This is a genomic window from Streptomyces sp. XD-27 (assembly GCF_030553055.1).
Classification (GTDB): Bacteria; Actinomycetota; Actinomycetes; order Streptomycetales; family Streptomycetaceae; genus Streptomyces.
The window spans coordinates 7292633-7309030 of the sequence record NZ_CP130713.1 but is presented as its reverse complement, the minus strand read 5'-3'; the positions used below and the strand labels follow the sequence as shown (position 1 = coordinate 7309030).

The 16398-nt window shown below is 74.2% G+C and carries 14 protein-coding genes and 1 pseudogene; 8 read left to right on the top strand and 7 right to left on the bottom strand.

Going from position 1 to position 16398, the window contains the following annotated elements; translation table 11 throughout:
• Positions 1–93 precede the first annotated feature (93 nt).
• The 3 genes and pseudogenes from Q3Y56_RS32110 (at position 94) to Q3Y56_RS32100 (ending at position 3514) form a co-directional block, all read left to right on the top strand.
• Positions 94–1440, top strand: coding sequence for a sensor histidine kinase (locus Q3Y56_RS32110; RefSeq protein WP_304465236.1), 1347 nt, complete (start codon positions 94–96; stop codon positions 1438–1440).
• Between the two features lie 9 nt (positions 1441–1449).
• Positions 1450–2100, top strand: a complete 651-nt coding sequence (locus tag Q3Y56_RS32105; RefSeq protein ID WP_304465235.1) for a response regulator transcription factor — start codon at positions 1450–1452, stop codon at positions 2098–2100.
• An 83-nt stretch (positions 2101–2183) separates the two neighbouring features.
• Positions 2184–3514 (top strand): annotated as a pseudogene (locus Q3Y56_RS32100) (ROK family protein).
• A gap of 184 nt (positions 3515–3698) precedes the next feature.
• Here the strand turns inward: Q3Y56_RS32100 and Q3Y56_RS32095 are convergent.
• Positions 3699–4439 carry a GntR family transcriptional regulator gene (locus tag Q3Y56_RS32095; protein WP_304465234.1) on the bottom strand — a complete coding sequence of 247 codons (741 nt, stop codon included), beginning with the start codon at positions 4437–4439 and terminating at the stop codon, positions 3699–3701.
• A 165-nt stretch (positions 4440–4604) separates the two neighbouring features.
• Between Q3Y56_RS32095 and Q3Y56_RS32090 the strand changes: the two genes are divergently transcribed.
• Positions 4605–5354, top strand: coding sequence for an SDR family oxidoreductase (locus tag Q3Y56_RS32090; RefSeq protein WP_304465233.1), 750 nt, complete (start codon positions 4605–4607; stop codon positions 5352–5354).
• 93 nt (positions 5355–5447) lie between these two features.
• On the opposite strand, the gene Q3Y56_RS32085 is transcribed toward Q3Y56_RS32090, so the two are convergent.
• The 3 genes from Q3Y56_RS32085 to Q3Y56_RS32075 form a co-directional block, all read right to left on the bottom strand.
• On the bottom strand, positions 5448–6326 hold the full coding sequence (locus Q3Y56_RS32085) for an RNA polymerase sigma-70 factor (protein WP_304465892.1): 879 nt from the start codon (positions 6324–6326) through the stop codon (positions 5448–5450).
• Positions 6327–6459: 133 nt separating this feature from the next.
• Entirely contained in the window at positions 6460–8541 is a 2082-nt protein-coding gene (locus Q3Y56_RS32080; RefSeq protein WP_304465891.1) for an AAA family ATPase, read from the bottom strand.
• Between the two features lie 182 nt (positions 8542–8723).
• Positions 8724–9371 (bottom strand): TetR/AcrR family transcriptional regulator, encoded by a 648-nt coding sequence (locus tag Q3Y56_RS32075; RefSeq protein WP_304465232.1) that lies wholly within the window; start codon positions 9369–9371, stop codon positions 8724–8726.
• 207 nt (positions 9372–9578) lie between these two features.
• On the opposite strand from Q3Y56_RS32075, the gene Q3Y56_RS32070 reads away from it, so the two are divergent.
• The 3 genes from Q3Y56_RS32070 (at position 9579) to Q3Y56_RS32060 (ending at position 14610) form a co-directional block, all read left to right on the top strand.
• Positions 9579–11186 (top strand): alkaline phosphatase, encoded by a 1608-nt coding sequence (locus Q3Y56_RS32070; protein WP_304465231.1) that lies wholly within the window; start codon positions 9579–9581, stop codon positions 11184–11186.
• 149 nt (positions 11187–11335) lie between these two features.
• Entirely contained in the window at positions 11336–12730 is a 1395-nt protein-coding gene (locus Q3Y56_RS32065; protein WP_304465230.1) for a GNAT family N-acetyltransferase, read from the top strand.
• 197 nt (positions 12731–12927) lie between these two features.
• The gene (locus Q3Y56_RS32060; RefSeq protein WP_304465229.1) at positions 12928–14610 is read left to right on the top strand and encodes a DUF885 domain-containing protein; all 1683 of its coding nucleotides are present in this window, start codon (positions 12928–12930) and stop codon (positions 14608–14610) included.
• A gap of 66 nt (positions 14611–14676) precedes the next feature.
• Here Q3Y56_RS32060 and Q3Y56_RS32055 read toward each other — a convergent pair whose 3' ends face one another.
• From Q3Y56_RS32055 to Q3Y56_RS32045, 3 genes are all read right to left on the bottom strand, one after another.
• Entirely contained in the window at positions 14677–15048 is a 372-nt protein-coding gene (locus Q3Y56_RS32055) for a toxin Doc (RefSeq protein ID WP_304465228.1), read from the bottom strand.
• Positions 15048–15278 (bottom strand): hypothetical protein, encoded by a 231-nt coding sequence (locus Q3Y56_RS32050; RefSeq protein ID WP_304465227.1) that lies wholly within the window; start codon positions 15276–15278, stop codon positions 15048–15050. Before Q3Y56_RS32050 ends, Q3Y56_RS32055 begins: the two co-directional genes overlap by 1 nt.
• 79 nt (positions 15279–15357) lie before the next feature.
• Entirely contained in the window at positions 15358–15846 is a 489-nt protein-coding gene (locus Q3Y56_RS32045) for a rhodanese-like domain-containing protein (RefSeq protein WP_304465226.1), read from the bottom strand.
• 94 nt (positions 15847–15940) lie between these two features.
• Between Q3Y56_RS32045 and Q3Y56_RS32040 the strand changes: the two genes are divergently transcribed.
• Positions 15941–16387, top strand: coding sequence for an Lrp/AsnC family transcriptional regulator (locus Q3Y56_RS32040; protein WP_304465225.1), 447 nt, complete (start codon positions 15941–15943; stop codon positions 16385–16387).
• Positions 16388–16398 lie beyond the last annotated feature (11 nt).

Below are 16398 nucleotides of genomic sequence, written 5' to 3'. Positions count from 1 at the left end.
CTCGTGCGCGGGCGGCCCGCTCCCCCTCGCGGGGCGATCCACTCCCCCACGCGGGGGAGGCCGCGCCCTCCCGGACGCTGCCAGGATGTGCGTATGCCGGTATCCGCCCTGTTCACACCGCTGGCCCGTGCCGTCACCTACACCCGGTGGGTGCACCTGCTGACCGGCGTCCTGCCCGCGATCATCTGCGGCTTCGTCTACCCGGGCTACGAAGGGATGACCCCGGGCCGGCAGTTGTGGCTGCTGGTGCTCCCGGTGCCGCTGCTGATCGGCTGGGCGATGGTGCCGTCGGCGCGGCTCGCGGAGGGGCTGCAGGCGCGTCTGCTGCTCACCGCCGGCGAGCACGCCCGGGACCGGCGCGACGGCAGCAGCGATGACGGGGCGTCAGGGATCGCGGCGACCCCGTCGGCCTCCTGGGCCGACCGGGTGCTGACCGCGGTCTGGCTGGTGCTCCGGCTGGAGGTGGGCTGTGCGGTGGGCTGGCTGTGCGTGCGGCTGCCCCAGCTGATGGGGGCGCTGATCGAAGCGGCCACCGGCGGCACGGGCGACACGGGCGCAGGGCTGCGGATCAGCGGCGGCCACTGGTGGTACGCGCTCCTCGCGCCGCTGCCGCTCGCCGCGCTGGCGGCCGTGGTCGTGGGGCTCGGGTGGCTGATGGCCGCCGCCGCGCCCCGGCTGCTCGGCCCGTCCGCCGCCGAGCGGCTCGCGGCGCTGGAGGAGCGTACCGAGCGCCTGCTGGAGCACAACCGGCTCGCCCGCGAACTGCACGACTCGATCGGGCACGCGCTGACCGTGGCCGTCGTCCAGGCGGGCGCGGCGCGCGCCGCCGGCTCCGCGGAGTTCACCGACCGGGCGCTGGCCGCGATCGAGGAGACCGGGCGGTGCGCGCTCGACGATCTGGAACGGGTGCTGCTCCTGCTCCGCGAGGACGGCGCGCGGCGGCCCGCCGAACGGCCGGGGCTCGCCGACGCCGAACGGCTGCTGGAGTCGGCGCGCGCCGCGGGCGCTCCGCTGAGCGCGGAGGTCACCGGCCCGCTGGAGACCCTGCCCGGCCCGGTCTCCCGCGAGGGCTACCGCATCCTCCAGGAGGCGCTGACCAATGTGCTGCGGCACGCGGGCCCGGTTCCGGTACGGGTACGGATACGGGTCGCCCCGGACGCGGGGCGGGGCGCGCCGGACGCGGGACGGGGCGCGCTGGAGCTGGACGTACGCAACCCGCTGCCGACGACCGGAACGGACACGGAGGCGGAGGCGGTCCCTGACCCGGCCGGTCGCCGCACCGGCGGCAGCGGCCTGCGCGGCATCCGCGAACGGGCGGCCCTGCTGGGCGGGGAGGCGGACACCGGGCCGCACGCCGGGCAGTGGCGGGTGCGCGTGCGGCTCCCCCTGGACGGCGCCCCGCACCCGACCGCGTACGGCGCCCCGCGCCCGACCGCATAAGGTGATCTTGTGCCGATCACCGTTCTCCTCGTCGACGACGAGCAGTTGGTGCGCGCCGGGCTGCGCGCGATCCTGGAGGCCCAGCCGGACATCGAGGTGGTCGGCGAGGCCGCCGACGGCGCCTCGGTCATCCCGCTGGTGCGCCGACTGCGCCCCGATGTGATCGCCATGGACGTGCGGATGCCGCTGCTGGACGGCATCGAGGCGACCCGCGCGGTGCTGCGCACGGTCCCCCGTCCGCCCAAGATCCTGGTCGTCACCACCTTCGAGAACGACGACTACGTGTACGAGGCGCTGCGCGCGGGCGCCGACGGCTTCCTGCTCAAGCGCGCCCGCCCGGCCGAGATCGTGCACGCGGTGCGGCTGGTCGCGGAGGGCGACTCGCTGCTCTTCCCCGCGGCCGTACGGGAGCTGGCGGCCGGTCGCGGGAACGAGGCCGCGCGGGCGGCGATGGCGCGGGCCGCGCTGACCGACCGTGAGGCGGAGGTCCTGCGGCTCATGGCGCGCGGCATGTCGAACGCCGAGATCGCCACGGCCCTGCTGCTGGGCACGGAGACGGTGAAGACGCACGTCAGCGCGGTGCTGGCGAAGTTGGGCGCACGGGACCGCACGCAGGCCGTGATCGCGGCGTACGAGTCGGGGTTCGTCGTACCGGGCTGAGGCCCGGGGCCACGGGCCGGCACTCGCCGCACCGCGGAGGGGCGGATACGATCCGGCACACACGCACAGACAGGGAGGCCGACGTGGCGCGGCTCACCGGCGGAGACCCGTCACTGCTCAGGCGGATCAACTCCGCCGTGGTCCTGCACGCGCTGCGTACGGCCGCGTCGTCCGGGATCCGGATCCGGCCCGAGGGGCCCGAGCGGCCGGAGGGGTCCGAGGGGTCCGGCGAGCCGGTCGCGGGTACGGACGACGGCCCGGGCGGCGGCGCGGGCGGCGGTGCGGGCACTCCGGCAGACGCGCCGGCAGACGCGCCGAGAGCCGCTCCGGGAGCCGCGACGCTCACCGACCTCGTCCAGGCGACGGGGCTGTCCCGGCCGACCGTCGAGGGCGCCGTCGAAGCGCTGATCGGCAGCGGTCTGGTGGTCGAGGCACCCGCGGACGGCGGCGAGGTGCGCCGCCAGGGGCGGCCCGCCCGGAGGTACCGGTTCCGGGCCGAGGCGGGGCATCTGCTCGGCGTCGACATCGGCTCGCACCGGATCGCCGTGCTCCTGTCCGATCTGGACGGGCGGGTCCTGGGCTCGGCTGTGCGCGAGGTCTCCGAGAGCGCGTCGGCGGACGAGCGGCTGGAACGGGTCCGTACCGCCGTCGCGGACCTGCTGCGCCGCGAGGGCGTGGCGCGGGACTCGCTGCGCGCGGTCGGGGTGGCGACGCCGGGGGTCGTGGAGACCGACGGGACCGTACGGCTGTGCACGGCCCTGCCCGGGTGGACGGGGCTGCGGCTCGGCGACCGACTGAAGCGGTCGTTCCGCTGTCCTGTGCTGGTGGAGAACGACGCGAACGCCGCCGCCGTGGCGGAGCACTGGAAGGGTGCGGCGGTCGGCTCCGGCGACGTGGTGTTCGTCCTGGCCGGGCTGAGCCCGGGGCCGGCGCGCTGATCGGCGGGCGGCTGCACCGCGGCTTCGGGGGCGCGGCCGGCGAGATCGGCGCCCTGCACCTGCTGGGTCGCGAGGCGGCCCCGGAGGAGGTGCTGTCGACCACCGGCGAGCCGCTGAACCCGCTGGACGAGGAGCAGGTGGCGCGGGTCTTCGAGCTGGCACGGGAGGGCGACCGCGGGGCGTGCGCGGCGGTCGACCGGTTCATCCGGCGGCTGGTGCACGACGTGGCGGCGCTGGTGCTGGCGCTGGACCCGGAGGTCGTGGTGGTCGGCGGCTGGGCGGCCGGTCTCGACGGGGTGCTGGGCCCGCTCGGCGACGAACTGTCGCGCTACTGCCTGCGGCCGCCGCTCGTCGCCCAGTCGGCGCTCGGCGAGGCGGCGGTGGCCATGGGCGCGCTGCGGCTGGCGCTGGACCATGTGGAGGAGGAGCTCTTCGCGGTGGAACGCACGGCCACGGCCCGGCGCGGGGCGCGGTAGCGGGGGTTCCGGGAACGGGCGCGGGAGCAGCGCGGGGCGATTCCCTGAGCAGGCCCCGTCGAGCAGGGCTCAGCCCCGGCCCTCCGTCGGTCCTGGGGCCTCTCCGGAGGGGCGCCTGGCGCAGGACCTCGCCCCGGCCCGGTCGTTCACGAGCCCCTCCGAACGGCCTGGCTGTGCCGCTTCCTCACACCCCGGACGGGCTGGTCTCGGCGAAGGTCAGCCGGCACGTGTCGGCCCGGTACGTGGCCACCCCGACGGCGGCCGTCCGGCCCTGGGCGTAGTAGCGCGTGGTCACAACGAGCACCGGCGCGCCCGGCAGCCGGTCGAGCGCCTTGGCGTCGTCGGCACGGGCGGAGCCCAGCTCCACCGCCTGGTCCTGGCCTTCGAGGTCCAGCCGCCGCAACTCGCGCAGCACCGCGCGGGCGCGGACATCGCCGCCCGGGGCGTCGACGGCCCCGAGACCGGGGACGGAGTCCGCCGGGATGTAGAGCAGTTCGGCGGCCAGCGGCTGACCGTGGGAGATCCGGGTGCGCCGCACCACGTGGACCTCGGCGTCCGGCTCGGCGTGCAGGAGCCTGGCCACCGCGGCAGGGGGGACCGCCGTACCGCTGTCGACCGGCTCCCACGTGTCGGCGGCCTCACCCGCGCCCGGCCACGCCGGACCGGGGTCGGTGACGGAGACGCCCACGCGCGGCGGTGCGACGGTGGTGCCCACGCCGCGGCGGCGCTGGAGCCGGCCCTCCAGCTCGAGCTGCTCCAGGGCCTGGCGGAGCGTGGCGCGCGCGACACCGAACCGGGCCGCGAGTTCGCGCTCGTTGGGCAGGATCTCCCCCACCGCGAACTCGGAGTCGAGCGCGTCGCTGAGCACGGTCTTCAGGTGCCAGTACTTCGGCTCCGGCACCGATGCGAGCTGCGTGGTCCCCACCCTGTCCTCCGCAACGTTCCGCGTGCTTGTTTATTAAAGGTTGTTGCACTATCCGCGACTGTGACCATAGGACGGCCTCCTGGCTTGGTCAAGACCAATCCTTGATCAGCTATCGTCGGCACAGACTCAGGCACAACTGTCGGCACGTACGGGGAGGACGCGGGCATGGGAGACCAGGTCACGGTGGTCACGGGAGGAAGTCGCGGCATCGGCGCGGCCGTCGCACTGCGGCTCGCCCGCGCCGGGCACGACATCGCCATCGGCTACGAGCGGGCGCGGGAGGCGGCGGAGGAGTCCGCGGCCGCGGTGCGCGCGCACGGCGTGCGGTGTGTGGCCGTACAGGTGGACACCAGCGTCGGCGACCAGGTCGAGGCACTGTTCGACGCGGCCGCGGACGAGCTCGGCCCGGTCACCGGGCTGGTCAACAACGCCGGGATCACCGGTCCGTTGGGCCGGTTCACCGACACCTCGCCGGAGGTGATGCGCCGGGTGGTGGACGTGAACGTGACCGGCGCCCTGCTGTGCGCCCGGCGCGCCGCGCGCGCGATGTCCACCCGGCTCGGCGGCCCCGGCGGGACGATCGTCAACATCTCCTCGGGTGCCGCGACCACCGGCAGCCCGGGCGAGTACGTGCACTACGCGGCCAGCAAGGCCGCGGTGGACGCGATGACGGTCGGCCTGTCGAAGGAGCTGGCGGCCGAGGGCATCCGGGTCAACTCGGTGCAGCCCGGGATGACACTGACGGACATCCACGCCGCGATGGGCGACCCGGAGCGGCCGTGGCGCGCCCCGGAGCGGGTGCCGATGGGCCGCCCCGGCGAGCCGGACGAGATCGCGGCCGCGGTGGCCTGGCTGATGTCGCCGGAGGCGTCGTACACCACCGGGGCGGTGCTGCGGGTCGCGGGCGGGCTGTGAGGGCTCTCCTGCGCAAGGACCCTCCTCCGCAAGGACTCTCGGCGCGCGGACAGTAGGCGCGCGCGGACGGTAGGCGGTCTCCCCCGCGCGGGCTCATACCGCCAGACCGGCGAGTTTCTCCGGGTTGCGCACGACGTAGACGCACTGGACGAGCCCGTCGGCGACGTCCAGGCTGAACGCCATGTCGGGCGTGCCGTCCAGGAGCACGACCGCGGCGACCTGGCCGTTGAGCTCGGTGAGACGCAGCTCCGCGCCCGGCAGCCGGCTCGCGGCGCCGGCCAGGAAACGGCCGATCTTGTCGGCGGTCTCCAGGATCCGCAGCGGGGCCTGCGCCCTGCCGCCGCCGTCGCCGATGAGCCGGGCGTCCGGGGCCAGCAGGGCGACGAGCTGCCCCAGGTCGCCTCCGGCGGCGGCCGCGATGAACCGCTCGGTGAGGGCGCGCCGTTCCGCGGGGTCCACGGTGTACCGCGGCTTGCGCTCCTCCACATGGCGGCGGGCCCGCCCGGCGAGCTGGCGCACGGCCGCCTCGGTGCGGTCCAAGGTGGCGGCGATCTCGCCGTACGGGAGCCCGAACGCCTCGCGCAGCACGAACACCGCGCGCTCCAGCGGCGACAGGGACTCCAGGACCACCAGCACGGCGAAGGAGACGGACTCGGCGAGCACGGCCCGCTCGGCGGTGTCCGGCACGGCGTCGCCGAAGTCGGTGGCGAGCGGTTCGGGCAGCCACGGGCCGACGTACGCCTCGCGCCGGGCCTGCGCCTGCCGCAGCCGGTCGATCGCGAGCCGGGTGGTGATCCGTACGAGATAGCCGCGCGGGTCGCGGACGTCGCCGTGGTCGGAACCGGACCAGCGCAGCCACGCCTCCTGGACGACGTCCTCGGCGTCGGCGACCCGGCCGAGCATGCGGTAGGCGACGCCCATGAGGACCGGGCGGTGCTCCTCGAAGAGGTCGGTGGCGGCGTCGGCGGAGATCACGGGCTCATCCCACCTGACGGCGGGACGAGTTGTCCAGCGCGACGGCCTCGCCGGGGTCCGGGCGCAGCCCCCACGCGGCGGAGCCGTGCGTCGGGTGCGGCCGGGAAGGGGCGGGCCGGGGAATGGGCCCCTACCCGGCCGCGTCCGTGAGGGGGCCGGGCAGGGGGCGGGCGTGGAGCACGTCCAGGCGGGAGACGGCCCGGGTCAGGACGACGTACAGGCGGTGCAGGCCGCGTGGTTCGGCCTCCGCTATCGCCGCCGGTTCGACCACCACCACATGGTCGTACTCCAGGCCCTTGGCGACCGTCGCCGGGAGGACCACGACCCGGCGCCCGGCGTCCGACTCGTCGGGGGCCGCCGTCCCGATCCCGGCGGCGTCCAGCCCCGCGCGGACCGCCGCCACATCCGCGTCGGCGGCGATCACGGCGACCGAACCGTCCCGCGCCAGCGCCTTCCGTACCGTCGCCGCGGTCGCGTCCGGGAGGCCGTCGGCGGATACGGCGCGGATCCGCAGCTCGCCGTCGCCGCGCAGGGAGCGCGCGGGCGGCACGTGGACGTCGAGCGCGCCCAACAGCCGGTTGGCGAGCGCGACCACGGCGGCGGGCACGCGGAAGCCGGTGGTCAGGGGGGCGATGGCGGCCTGCGGTTTGCCCAGGTGGGTGAGGTGTTCGGGCCAGCTGCGGGCCGCCCACGGGGTGGTCCCCTGAGCGAGGTCGCCGAGCACGGTGAGGGAGCCGAAGTCGCTGCGCCGGGCGATGGCGCGGCACTGCATCGGGGAGAGGTCCTGCGCCTCGTCGACGACGACGTGGCCGTAGCCCTCCGGTCGTTCGATCAACCCGGCGACCTCGTCGATGAGCACCATGTCGGCGGGCGACCACTTGGCGCTCTTGTAGGAACGCGGCGCGGTGCGCCACGCCAGAGCCCGCTGCTCGTCGGCGTCGAGGACGCCGTCCGCGGCGGCGGCCAGCGCCGCCGGGTCGGCCAGCAGTGTGCCGACGACCTCCTCGGGGCGTACGGCGGGCCACACGGCGTCCAGGAACGCGGTGACCGCCTTGGCCCGGCCCATCCGGCGCAGCCATGCGGTGTTCGGTGGGCCCGCGCGCCGTTCGGCCTGCCGCTGGAGGAGGGCGACGGCCCGTGACCTGACGCGCTCGCGGCCGACCGCGTACGGCGGTGCCTCGTCCCGGACCTCGGTGACGATCCGGTCCAGCTCGGCCGCGTCGATCCGCCAGCGGTACGAGCCGTCGGGGACGGCGAGCGGTTCGGCGGGCGTGCGGACCCTGCCGTACAGGGCGCGGGAGAGGACCTCGGCCATCCGGGCGCTGTGTTTGACGGCTGCGGCCGCCGGGTCGTCGGTCGCCCGGATTGTCAGTCGGGGGCGGGCGATGAGGTCGTCCAGGGTGCACTGGCGCACGTCGCTCTCGCCGAGCGCGGGCAGCACCTGGGAGATGTACCGCAGGAAGGTCCGGTTGGGGCCGATGACCAGCAGTCCGGCGCGTTGGACGCGCTGCGGGCAGGTGTAGAGCAGGTAGGCGGCGCGGTGCAGGCCGACCGCGGTCTTGCCGGTGCCGGGGGCGCCTTGGACGCATACGGAGGCGGTGAGTTCGCCGCGTACGAGGTCGTCCTGCTCGGGCTGGATGGTGGCCACGATGTCGCGCATCGGGCCGACACGGGGGCGTTCGATCTCGGCGGCGACGATCCGGCTGGCGGTGCCGGACGCGCCGGCGCCCCTCCCGGCGGTGGCCGACTGTCCGGCCGCGCCCGGATCTCCGGCCTCCGCCCCGGCCGTGGCCGGTTCGGTGGCGGCGGTGAGCCGCTCGTCCTCCAGGCTGGTGAGGTCTTCGGCGGCGCCGGTGCTCCACGGGGCCCAGCCGAAGCGGCGGCGTACCGCCACGCCCTGCGGTTCGCGGGCGGTGGCCTGGTAGAAGGCGCGGGAGACCGGCGCCCGCCAGTCGACCACCAGGGGCGGGGCGGAGGGGTGGCGGGCGATCCGGCGGCGGCCGATGTAGTACCGCTGGCCCTGGTGGTCGCCGGCGACCGGGCCGCGGTCGAAGTCGAGGCGGCCGAAGAACAGCGGGCTGTCGGGTTCCTCGGCCAGTTCCTTGGCGTGGCTGCGCAGGTACCGGCCGAGGGCTTCGGCGCTCGCGCCGCTGCCGGAGACATCCTCGCCGGTGACGACGCGCGTCCCCGCGGCGTCGACCATGGCGGCCATGGCCGCCTGGCAGGCGCGGGCGTAGTCGCGCTCCTGGCCGAGCTCGGCGCCGGGGCCCCCGCCGTCGTCGCCGAGACCCCCGCCGCCGAGGCCGCCGTCTGACGTCATCTGCCCTGTCCCTTCGATTCGTTTCGATTCATTTCGATTCGTTTTGTTTCGGTGGCTTCCGGATCCTCGGTGGCTCAGCGGAGATCCGCGAGGCCGGAGCGGAGCAGGCCGAAGGCGTGCCTGGCCGCGGCCACCGCCCGCGGGTGGACTGCGTCCGCCGTGCCGCCGTCGGCGATCTGCCGCCAGTTGTCCAGGGCGAGGATCCGCTGGGCGGCGATGATCTGGCCGGCGGCGAGGCGGGCGGTGACGTCGGCGAGCGGGCCGCGGTCGGGGAGCAGCTCGCGCAGCGTCGCGGCCAGCGCGTCCTCGGACCGGTTGGTGTACTCGAAGAGGCGGGCCACCAGGCTCGGTGTGGAGTACAGGAGCTGATGGAACGCCAGCACCCGGGCGTCGTCGCTGAGGCCGGTGACCGGGTCGCGCCGCTCCAGTCCCGCCAGGAAGTGCCTCTCCAGCGCCGCGAGCGGCGCCTCGTCGGCGGCGCGCTCGCGGACCACCCGGGCCGCCTCGTCCTCGTGGTCCGCGAAGCGGTGCAGCACCAGGTCTTCCTTGGCCGGGAAGTACCGGAAGAGCGTCGGCTTGGACACCTCGGCGGCGGCCGCGACCTCGGCGACGGAGACCTGGTCGAAGCCCTTTTCCAGGAACAGGGCGATCGCGGTGTCGGAGAGCGTCTGGTACGTCCGCTGCTTCTTGCGTTGGCGCAGGCCCGGCTGATGGCTCGTCATGCGGCCACGTTAGCAGATTTCGTTACCAGGTTACGTTTTTTACTGGGTAAGTAAACCCGCCGGAGCCGCCGCACGCGTCGCGCGGGTCACCTGTGCCACACGCGTACTTCTCGCGGCGTACAGCCCGTTGTTCACTGGGCGTTCGAGTGGGAGGCATCTCCTACCGATAGCAACGAGCCACTGACCACCACGAGCAGGAGGTTCTCCATGGCGCTGGATTCCGGGGCGTCCGCAAGGTCCGGGCAGCCCGGGGAGCGCGTCGGGCGGCGCGCGGTGCTGCGCGGGTCGGCCGCCGCGTCCGCCGCGCTGGCGCTGCCGGCGCTGCCCGCGCTGTCCTCCGCGGCGCCCGCCCAGGCGCTGTCGGGGCGGCCCAGCGCCCAGTGGGGCGTCCAGGTGGGCGAGGTGACGACCGGTTCGGGACTGGTGTGGGTGCGCGCCGACCGCCCGGCCCGGATGGTCGTCGAGACCTCGGCGACCGAGTCGTTCGCCCGAGCACGGCGCTGGGGCGGCCCGCTGCTGGGCCCCGGCACCGACTTCGCCGGCACCACCGCGCTGCGCGGCCTGCCACCGGGCACCCAGATCCACTACCGCGTCCTGCTGGCCGACCCGGACGACCCGCGGCGCACCTCGGAGCCGGTGTACGGCACGTTCCGCACCGCTCCCGCCCGACGCCGCGGCGTGCGGTTCGTGTGGTCGGGGGATCTGGCAGGGCAGGGCTGGGGCATCAACCCCGACCGGGGCGGCTACCGGGTCTTCGAGGAGATGCGCCGCCTGGACCCGGACTTCTTCCTCTGCAGCGGCGACACCATCTACGCCGACGGGCCGATCGCGCCGAGCGTCACCCTGCCGGACGGCGGCGTATGGCGGAACCTGACGACGCCGGAGAAGTCGAAGGTCGCCGAGACGCTGGACGAGTTCCGCGGCAACTTCCGGTACAACCTCCTCGACGGCAACCTCCGGCGCTTCAACGCGCAGGTGCCGTCCATCGTCCAGTGGGACGACCACGAGGTGCTCAACAACTGGTACCCGGGCGAGATCCTCACCGACCCCCGCTACACCGAGAAGCGGGTGGACGTGCTGGCCGCCCGCTCGCGCCGGGCGTTCGGCGAGTACTTCCCCGTGGGCACCCTCCGCCCCGACGGCCAGGGCCGGATGTACCGGGTGCTGCGGCACGGCCCGCTGCTGGACGTCTTCGTCCTGGACATGCGCACGTACCGGAACGCGAACTCGCCCGGTCGGCAGCCCGACGACGCCCAGGGCATCCTCGGCGCCGAGCAGCTGGCCTGGCTCAAGCGGGAGCTGGCGCGGTCGCGGGCCGTATGGAAGGTGATCGCCTCCGACATGCCGCTGGGCATCGTCGTGCCGGACGGGGAGACGGACTTCGAGGCGGTCGCGCAGGCGGATCCGGGCGCACCGCTCGGCCGCGAACTGCAGATCGCCGAGCTGCTGCGGCACGTCAAGCACCGGCGCATCACCGGCACGGTCTGGCTGACGGCGGACGTCCACTACACCTCCGCCCAGCACTACGACCCGACGCGGGCGGCGTATCCGGACTTCGCGCCCTTCTGGGAGTTCGTGACCGGGCCGCTGAACGCGGGCGCGTTCCCCGCCGGGAAGCTGGACGGCACCTTCGGCCCGGAGCAGCCGTATGTGAAGGCACCCACCCGCGCGAACGTCTCTCCCGCCGAGGGCTTCCAGTTCTACGGCGAGGCGGCGATCGACGGGGACAGCGGGGAGCTGACGGTCCGGCTGCGCGAGGTGGGCGGGTCGGTGCTGTTCACCAAGGTGCTCCAGCCGGGGCGGGTCGGCCAGTGAGCCCGCCGCCCTCGCGGCCGTACGGGTGATTGAAGAGCCGCATGATTAAGTATCGGATTAAATCGGGCGGTAAAGGAACAGAAGCGTCCTTAACTCATCGGACACAGTACGTTCGTGATCAGGCAACACCCGTGGTCCATGGTGGGGGTATGACTGAACAGAGTTCTGTGCACACCCACCGTCGCCGCCACCACTGGCGGCGCGACCTGGTCGAGCTCGCCGCGCTGTTCACCGCCGTGGCCGTGGCCGACGCGGTGGCCAATACCGTCGCGCACGGCCCCGAGGGGCCGGAGCTGCTGCTGCTCTCCGCCGCGACGCTGCTGGCCACCGCCGGCTTCCACACCTGGTGGTCGCGACGGCACAGCCATGCGCCGCCAGTACCCGCGTCCGATACCGGCGCCACGGCGCGGGCCGCGGACAGCGGCTCCGCGCTGTGGCGGATGCGTACGACGGTGCGGGACGAGCCGGGCAGTCTCGCCACCCTGTGCGGGGCGTTCGCACAGGCGCGCGTGGACATCCTCACCCTCCAGACCCACCCGCTGGCCGAGGGCACGGTCGACGAGTTCCTGCTGCGCGTTCCGGCGTCCCTCCAGCCGGCCGAGCTGACCCGCACCGTCGCCGACGCGGGCGGCAGCGAAACCTGGCTGGAGCGGGCCGATCCGCACGACCTGGTGGACGCCCCCACCCGGGTGCTGAACCTGGCCACCCGTACCGCCCTGGACGCCGCCGAACTGCCCCTCGCGCTGCGGCAGCTGCTCGGCCGCTGCACCATCCGGTCCCGGCCCGCGAAGAGCCTCGCCGGGAGTGGTCTCGCCGGGAGTCCGGCGGGCGACGGCACCCCGCCGGTCGAAGGGGTGCTGGAGGAGACGGTGATGCGGCTGCGCGACCCCTCGGGCGGGGTGATCTCCATCGAGCGGCCGTATCTGCCGTTCACCCCCACCGAGTTCGCGCGGGCCCGCGCTCTGGTGGAGCTGGACGCCCGGCTGGGCCCGCGGATCCCGCACCGCAGTGACGTCCTCACCCTGCCCGAAGGCAACGAGATCACCGTACGCCGGGCGGGCACCGGCGACCTGGCCGAGGCGCGGGCGATGCACGAGCGCTGCTCGGCCGACACGCTCGCGCAGCGCTACCACGGCCCGGTCGCCGACGCGGACCGCTACCTGGACCACCTGCTGAGCCCGCGCTTCGGCCGCACCCTGGCCGCCCGCGCCGGCTCCGGGCGGCTGGTGGCGCTGGGCCATCTGCTGTGGGACGGCGACGAGACCGAGATCGCGCTGCTGGTGGAGGACGAGTGGCAGCGCCGCGGGGTGGGCTCCGAGCTCCTGCGGCGGCTCGTGGAACTGGCCCGTGAGGCGCGTTGCGAGAGCGTGTACGTGGTCACCCGCTCCGCCAACACCGGCATGGTCGCGGCCATGCGCGGCCTCGGCCTGCCGTTGGACTACCAGATCGAGGAGGGCACGCTCGTCATCACCGCCCGCCTCGCACCGCTGCCGGAACCGGCCGCCGCGGCGCTGCCCGTGCCCGCGCCCCACGCCGGTTCCTGACCCCGCACGGCCCGTCACCGGTGGGGCGGAGCCCCGGCCTCCGGCGCCGCCCCACCAGGCGTGCCCACCCCGCCCCCATCAGGCGCGTCCACCCCGTGAGCCGCCGAGGACTGCCGAGGGCCGTCGAGGGTCAAGCATCAGCCATGTCCGCCGATACGGTGATGACGCGGCGCACCCCGGCGTACGAGGATGACCGCATGTCCGACACCAAGAATGTGCTGCTGCCCCGGCAGGTCGCCGACGCCTACGTCGACGCGCTCATCGAACTCGACCCGATCACCGGCACCTACCTCGGGGTGCCCGAATCGTCCCGGCGGCTGCCGGACTTCTCCCCCGCCGGGAGCGAGGCCCTCGCCGACCTGGCCCGTACCACCCTGGCGCGGCTCGCCGAGTCCGAGGGGGTGCCCGGCGCGGACGCCGACGCCGAGCGGCGCTGTGCGCGGCTGCTGCGCGAGCGGCTGACCGCCGAACTGGCCGTACACGAGGCGCAGGAGCCGCTGCGCGCGGTCAGCAACCTGCACTCCCCCGTGCACGCCGTGCGCGGCGCGTTCACCGTGACCCCGGCGGAGACCGCGGAGGACTGGGCCGCCATCGCGGAGCGGCTGCGAGCCGTGCCGGAGGCGCTCGCGGGCTACCGCGCCTCGCTCGCCAAGGGCCTGGAGCTGGGCCTGCCCGCGGGCCCGCGCCAGGTGTCCACGGTCATCGGGCAGTTGGGCGAGTGGATCGGTACGGACGGCGGATGGTTCGCCCAGTTCGCGGCGGGCGGCCCCGACGCGCTGCGCGCCGAGCTGGACGCGGCCGCGGCCCAGGCGACCGGGGCCGTCTCCGACCTGCGCGACTGGCTGCGCGACGTGTACGGGCCGGGCGTCGAGGGCGCGCCCGAGGTGGTGGGGCGCGAGCGCTACACCCGCTGGGTGCGCTACTGGAACGGCACCGACCTGGACCTGGACGAGGCGTACGCCTACGGCTGGTCGGAGTACCACCGGCTGCTGGCGGAGATGCGCGCCGAGGCGGCGAAGATCCTGCCGGGCGCGACCCCGTGGGAGGCGCTGCGCCATCTCGACACGCACGGCGAGGCGATCGAGGGCGTCGAGGAGATCCGCGTCTGGCTCCAGCGGCTGATGGACGAGGCGATCGAGTCGCTGGACGGTACCCACTTCGACCTGGCCGAGCGGGTCAAGCGCGTGGAGTCGATGATCGCGCCGCCGGGCAGCGCGGCGGCGCCGTACTACACCCAGCCGTCGGTGGACTTCTCCCGCCCCGGCCGCACCTGGCTGCCGACCATGGACAAGACCCGCTTCCCGGTCTACGACCTGGTCACCACCTGGTACCACGAGGGCGTCCCCGGCCACCATCTCCAGCTCGCGCAGTGGGCACACGTCGCCGACCAGCTCTCCCGCTACCAGGCGACGGTCGGCATGGTCAGCGCCAACGCCGAGGGCTGGGCGCTGTACGCGGAACGGCTCATGGACGAGCTGGGCTTTCTCAAGAACGCCGAGCGGCGGCTGGGCTACCTGGACGCGCAGATGATGCGGGCAGTGCGGGTGATCATCGACATCGGCATGCACCTGGAGCTGGAGATCCCCGCCGACTCCCCGTTCCATCCCGGTGAGCGGTGGACGCCGGAGCTTGCGCAGGAGTTCTTCGGCACGCACTGCAGCCGGCCGGCGGACGTCATCGAGAGCGAGCTGGTGCGCTATCTGGGGATGCCGGGCCAGGCCATCGGCTACAAGCTGGGCGAACGCGCCTGGCTGGCGGGCCGGGAGGCGGCGCGGCAGCGGCACGGCGAGGGCTTCGACCTGAAGCGGTGGCACATGGCGGCGCTGTCGCAGGGGTCGCTGGGCCTTGACGACCTGGTGGCGGAGCTGTCGGCGCTCTGACGGTACGTCATACGTCGGTACGGGCCCGGCGGCAGGAGGCTGCCGGGCCCGGTCGCACGGCGCCGCTCAGATCCGCCACTCGCGGATGCGGTCGGCGCATTCGTAGACGTCCACGCGGTATTCCTTGATGTCGCGGGCGAGATCCACGATGGCGCCGTAGGGCGGGTCTATGCCCTCACCGGCGGCGGCCATGTAGGCGACGACCACCATGCACGCGTAGAGGCTGCTGCGTGCGGGCAGCGGCTGGAGTCGTACGAGGGTGTGCATCAGGGCCGCCGCGCGCCAGGCCGCGTCGGGTTCGTGGTCGAACCGGGTCACGTCGAAGGCGTGCCGCGAGGCCGCGGCGGCGAGCGCCGTGTAGTCGTGGACGGCCGGCTCGTCGTACAGCTTCTGTTCCTGCACCCCCAGCAACCAGGGGACATCGATGCTGAGTTTCATCAGGCCGCGGCACCACGGTCGGTGGGAGGCACTTCCTCCGGGAACGCGGCGTCGAACTCGTCGATGTGGTCGTTCCAGAACTTCACCGCGTGCTGGACGAAGACCCGCCGCTGCTGCTCACGGACCGAAAGGTCGTGCACATACGCCTTGATGCTCTTGCCATCGGCGGCCGCAGCCTCCCGAATGGCCGCGAGCTCTTCGTCGGTGAACTCGATGTTGAGTGCTGGCATGGCGGTCACGGTACCGGATCGGTACCGCGCGGCAGTACGGAATGGTCGACACCGGTACGGGGGTGGTTGCGGGGATCGTTCAGCAGCCGCACTCGGCGGCGCCGACGGGCGCGGTGAGCGGGTCGGCCGGGCGCTGCTCGGTGCCCTCCCAGGTCTCGACGGGGTAGCCCTCGCGGATCCAGTACTCGATGCCGCCGAGCATCTCCTTGACCCGGTAGCCGAGTCGGGCCAGCGCGAGCGCGGCGCGGGTGGCGCCGTCGCAACCGGGGCCCCAGCAGTAGACGACGACGGGAACGGCGGGGTCGAGCAACCCGGCGGCCTCCCGCGGGATCAGCGCGGTCGGCAGGTGGACGGCGCCGGGCACATGCCCCTGGTCCCAGGACGGGGTGCTGCGCGAGTCCACGACCACGAACCCGGGATCGCCTGCCCGGAGGGAGGCGCGTACATCGGCCACGTCGGTGTGGAAGGCGAGGCGGGAGGCGAAGTAGGCGGCGGCGTCCGCGGGGACCGCGGGCGGGGTGGCGAGAACCGGGCTGACGGCGCTGACCTGCGGTGATGTGGTGTTCATGGGGAAGAATCTATGGCTGGGCGGCGACCGCGTGAACCGACGAACCCCGGCGGATGCGTTGATCAGCCGGGGATTCCCCTGCTAGACAGCGCACATGACCGGGTATTCCCCTGACGCCACCGACTGGCGCATTCTCGACGCCCTGCAGACCAACGGCCGGGCGGGCTTCGCCGAGTTGGCCCGCGCCGTGAACATGTCCGCGAGCGCGGTGACGGAGAGGGTCCGGCGGCTGGAGGAGGCGGGGATCATCGCCGGGTACACGGCCGTCGTGGACCCGGAGCGGCTGGGCCTGTCGGTGCTGGCGTTCGTGCGCCTGCGGTATCCGAACGGCAACTACAAGCCGTTCCACGACCTGATCGCCGTCACACCGGAGATCCTGGAGGCCCATCACGTCACCGGGGACGACTGCTTCGTCATCAAGGTCGCCGCGCGCTCGATGCGCCACCTGGAGCAGGTGACGGGGCGCATCGGCGCGCTGGGCTCGGTCACGACGAGCGTGGTGTACTCCTCACCACTGGCCCGGCGGGCGATCTCTCCCTGACCTTCCGCCTG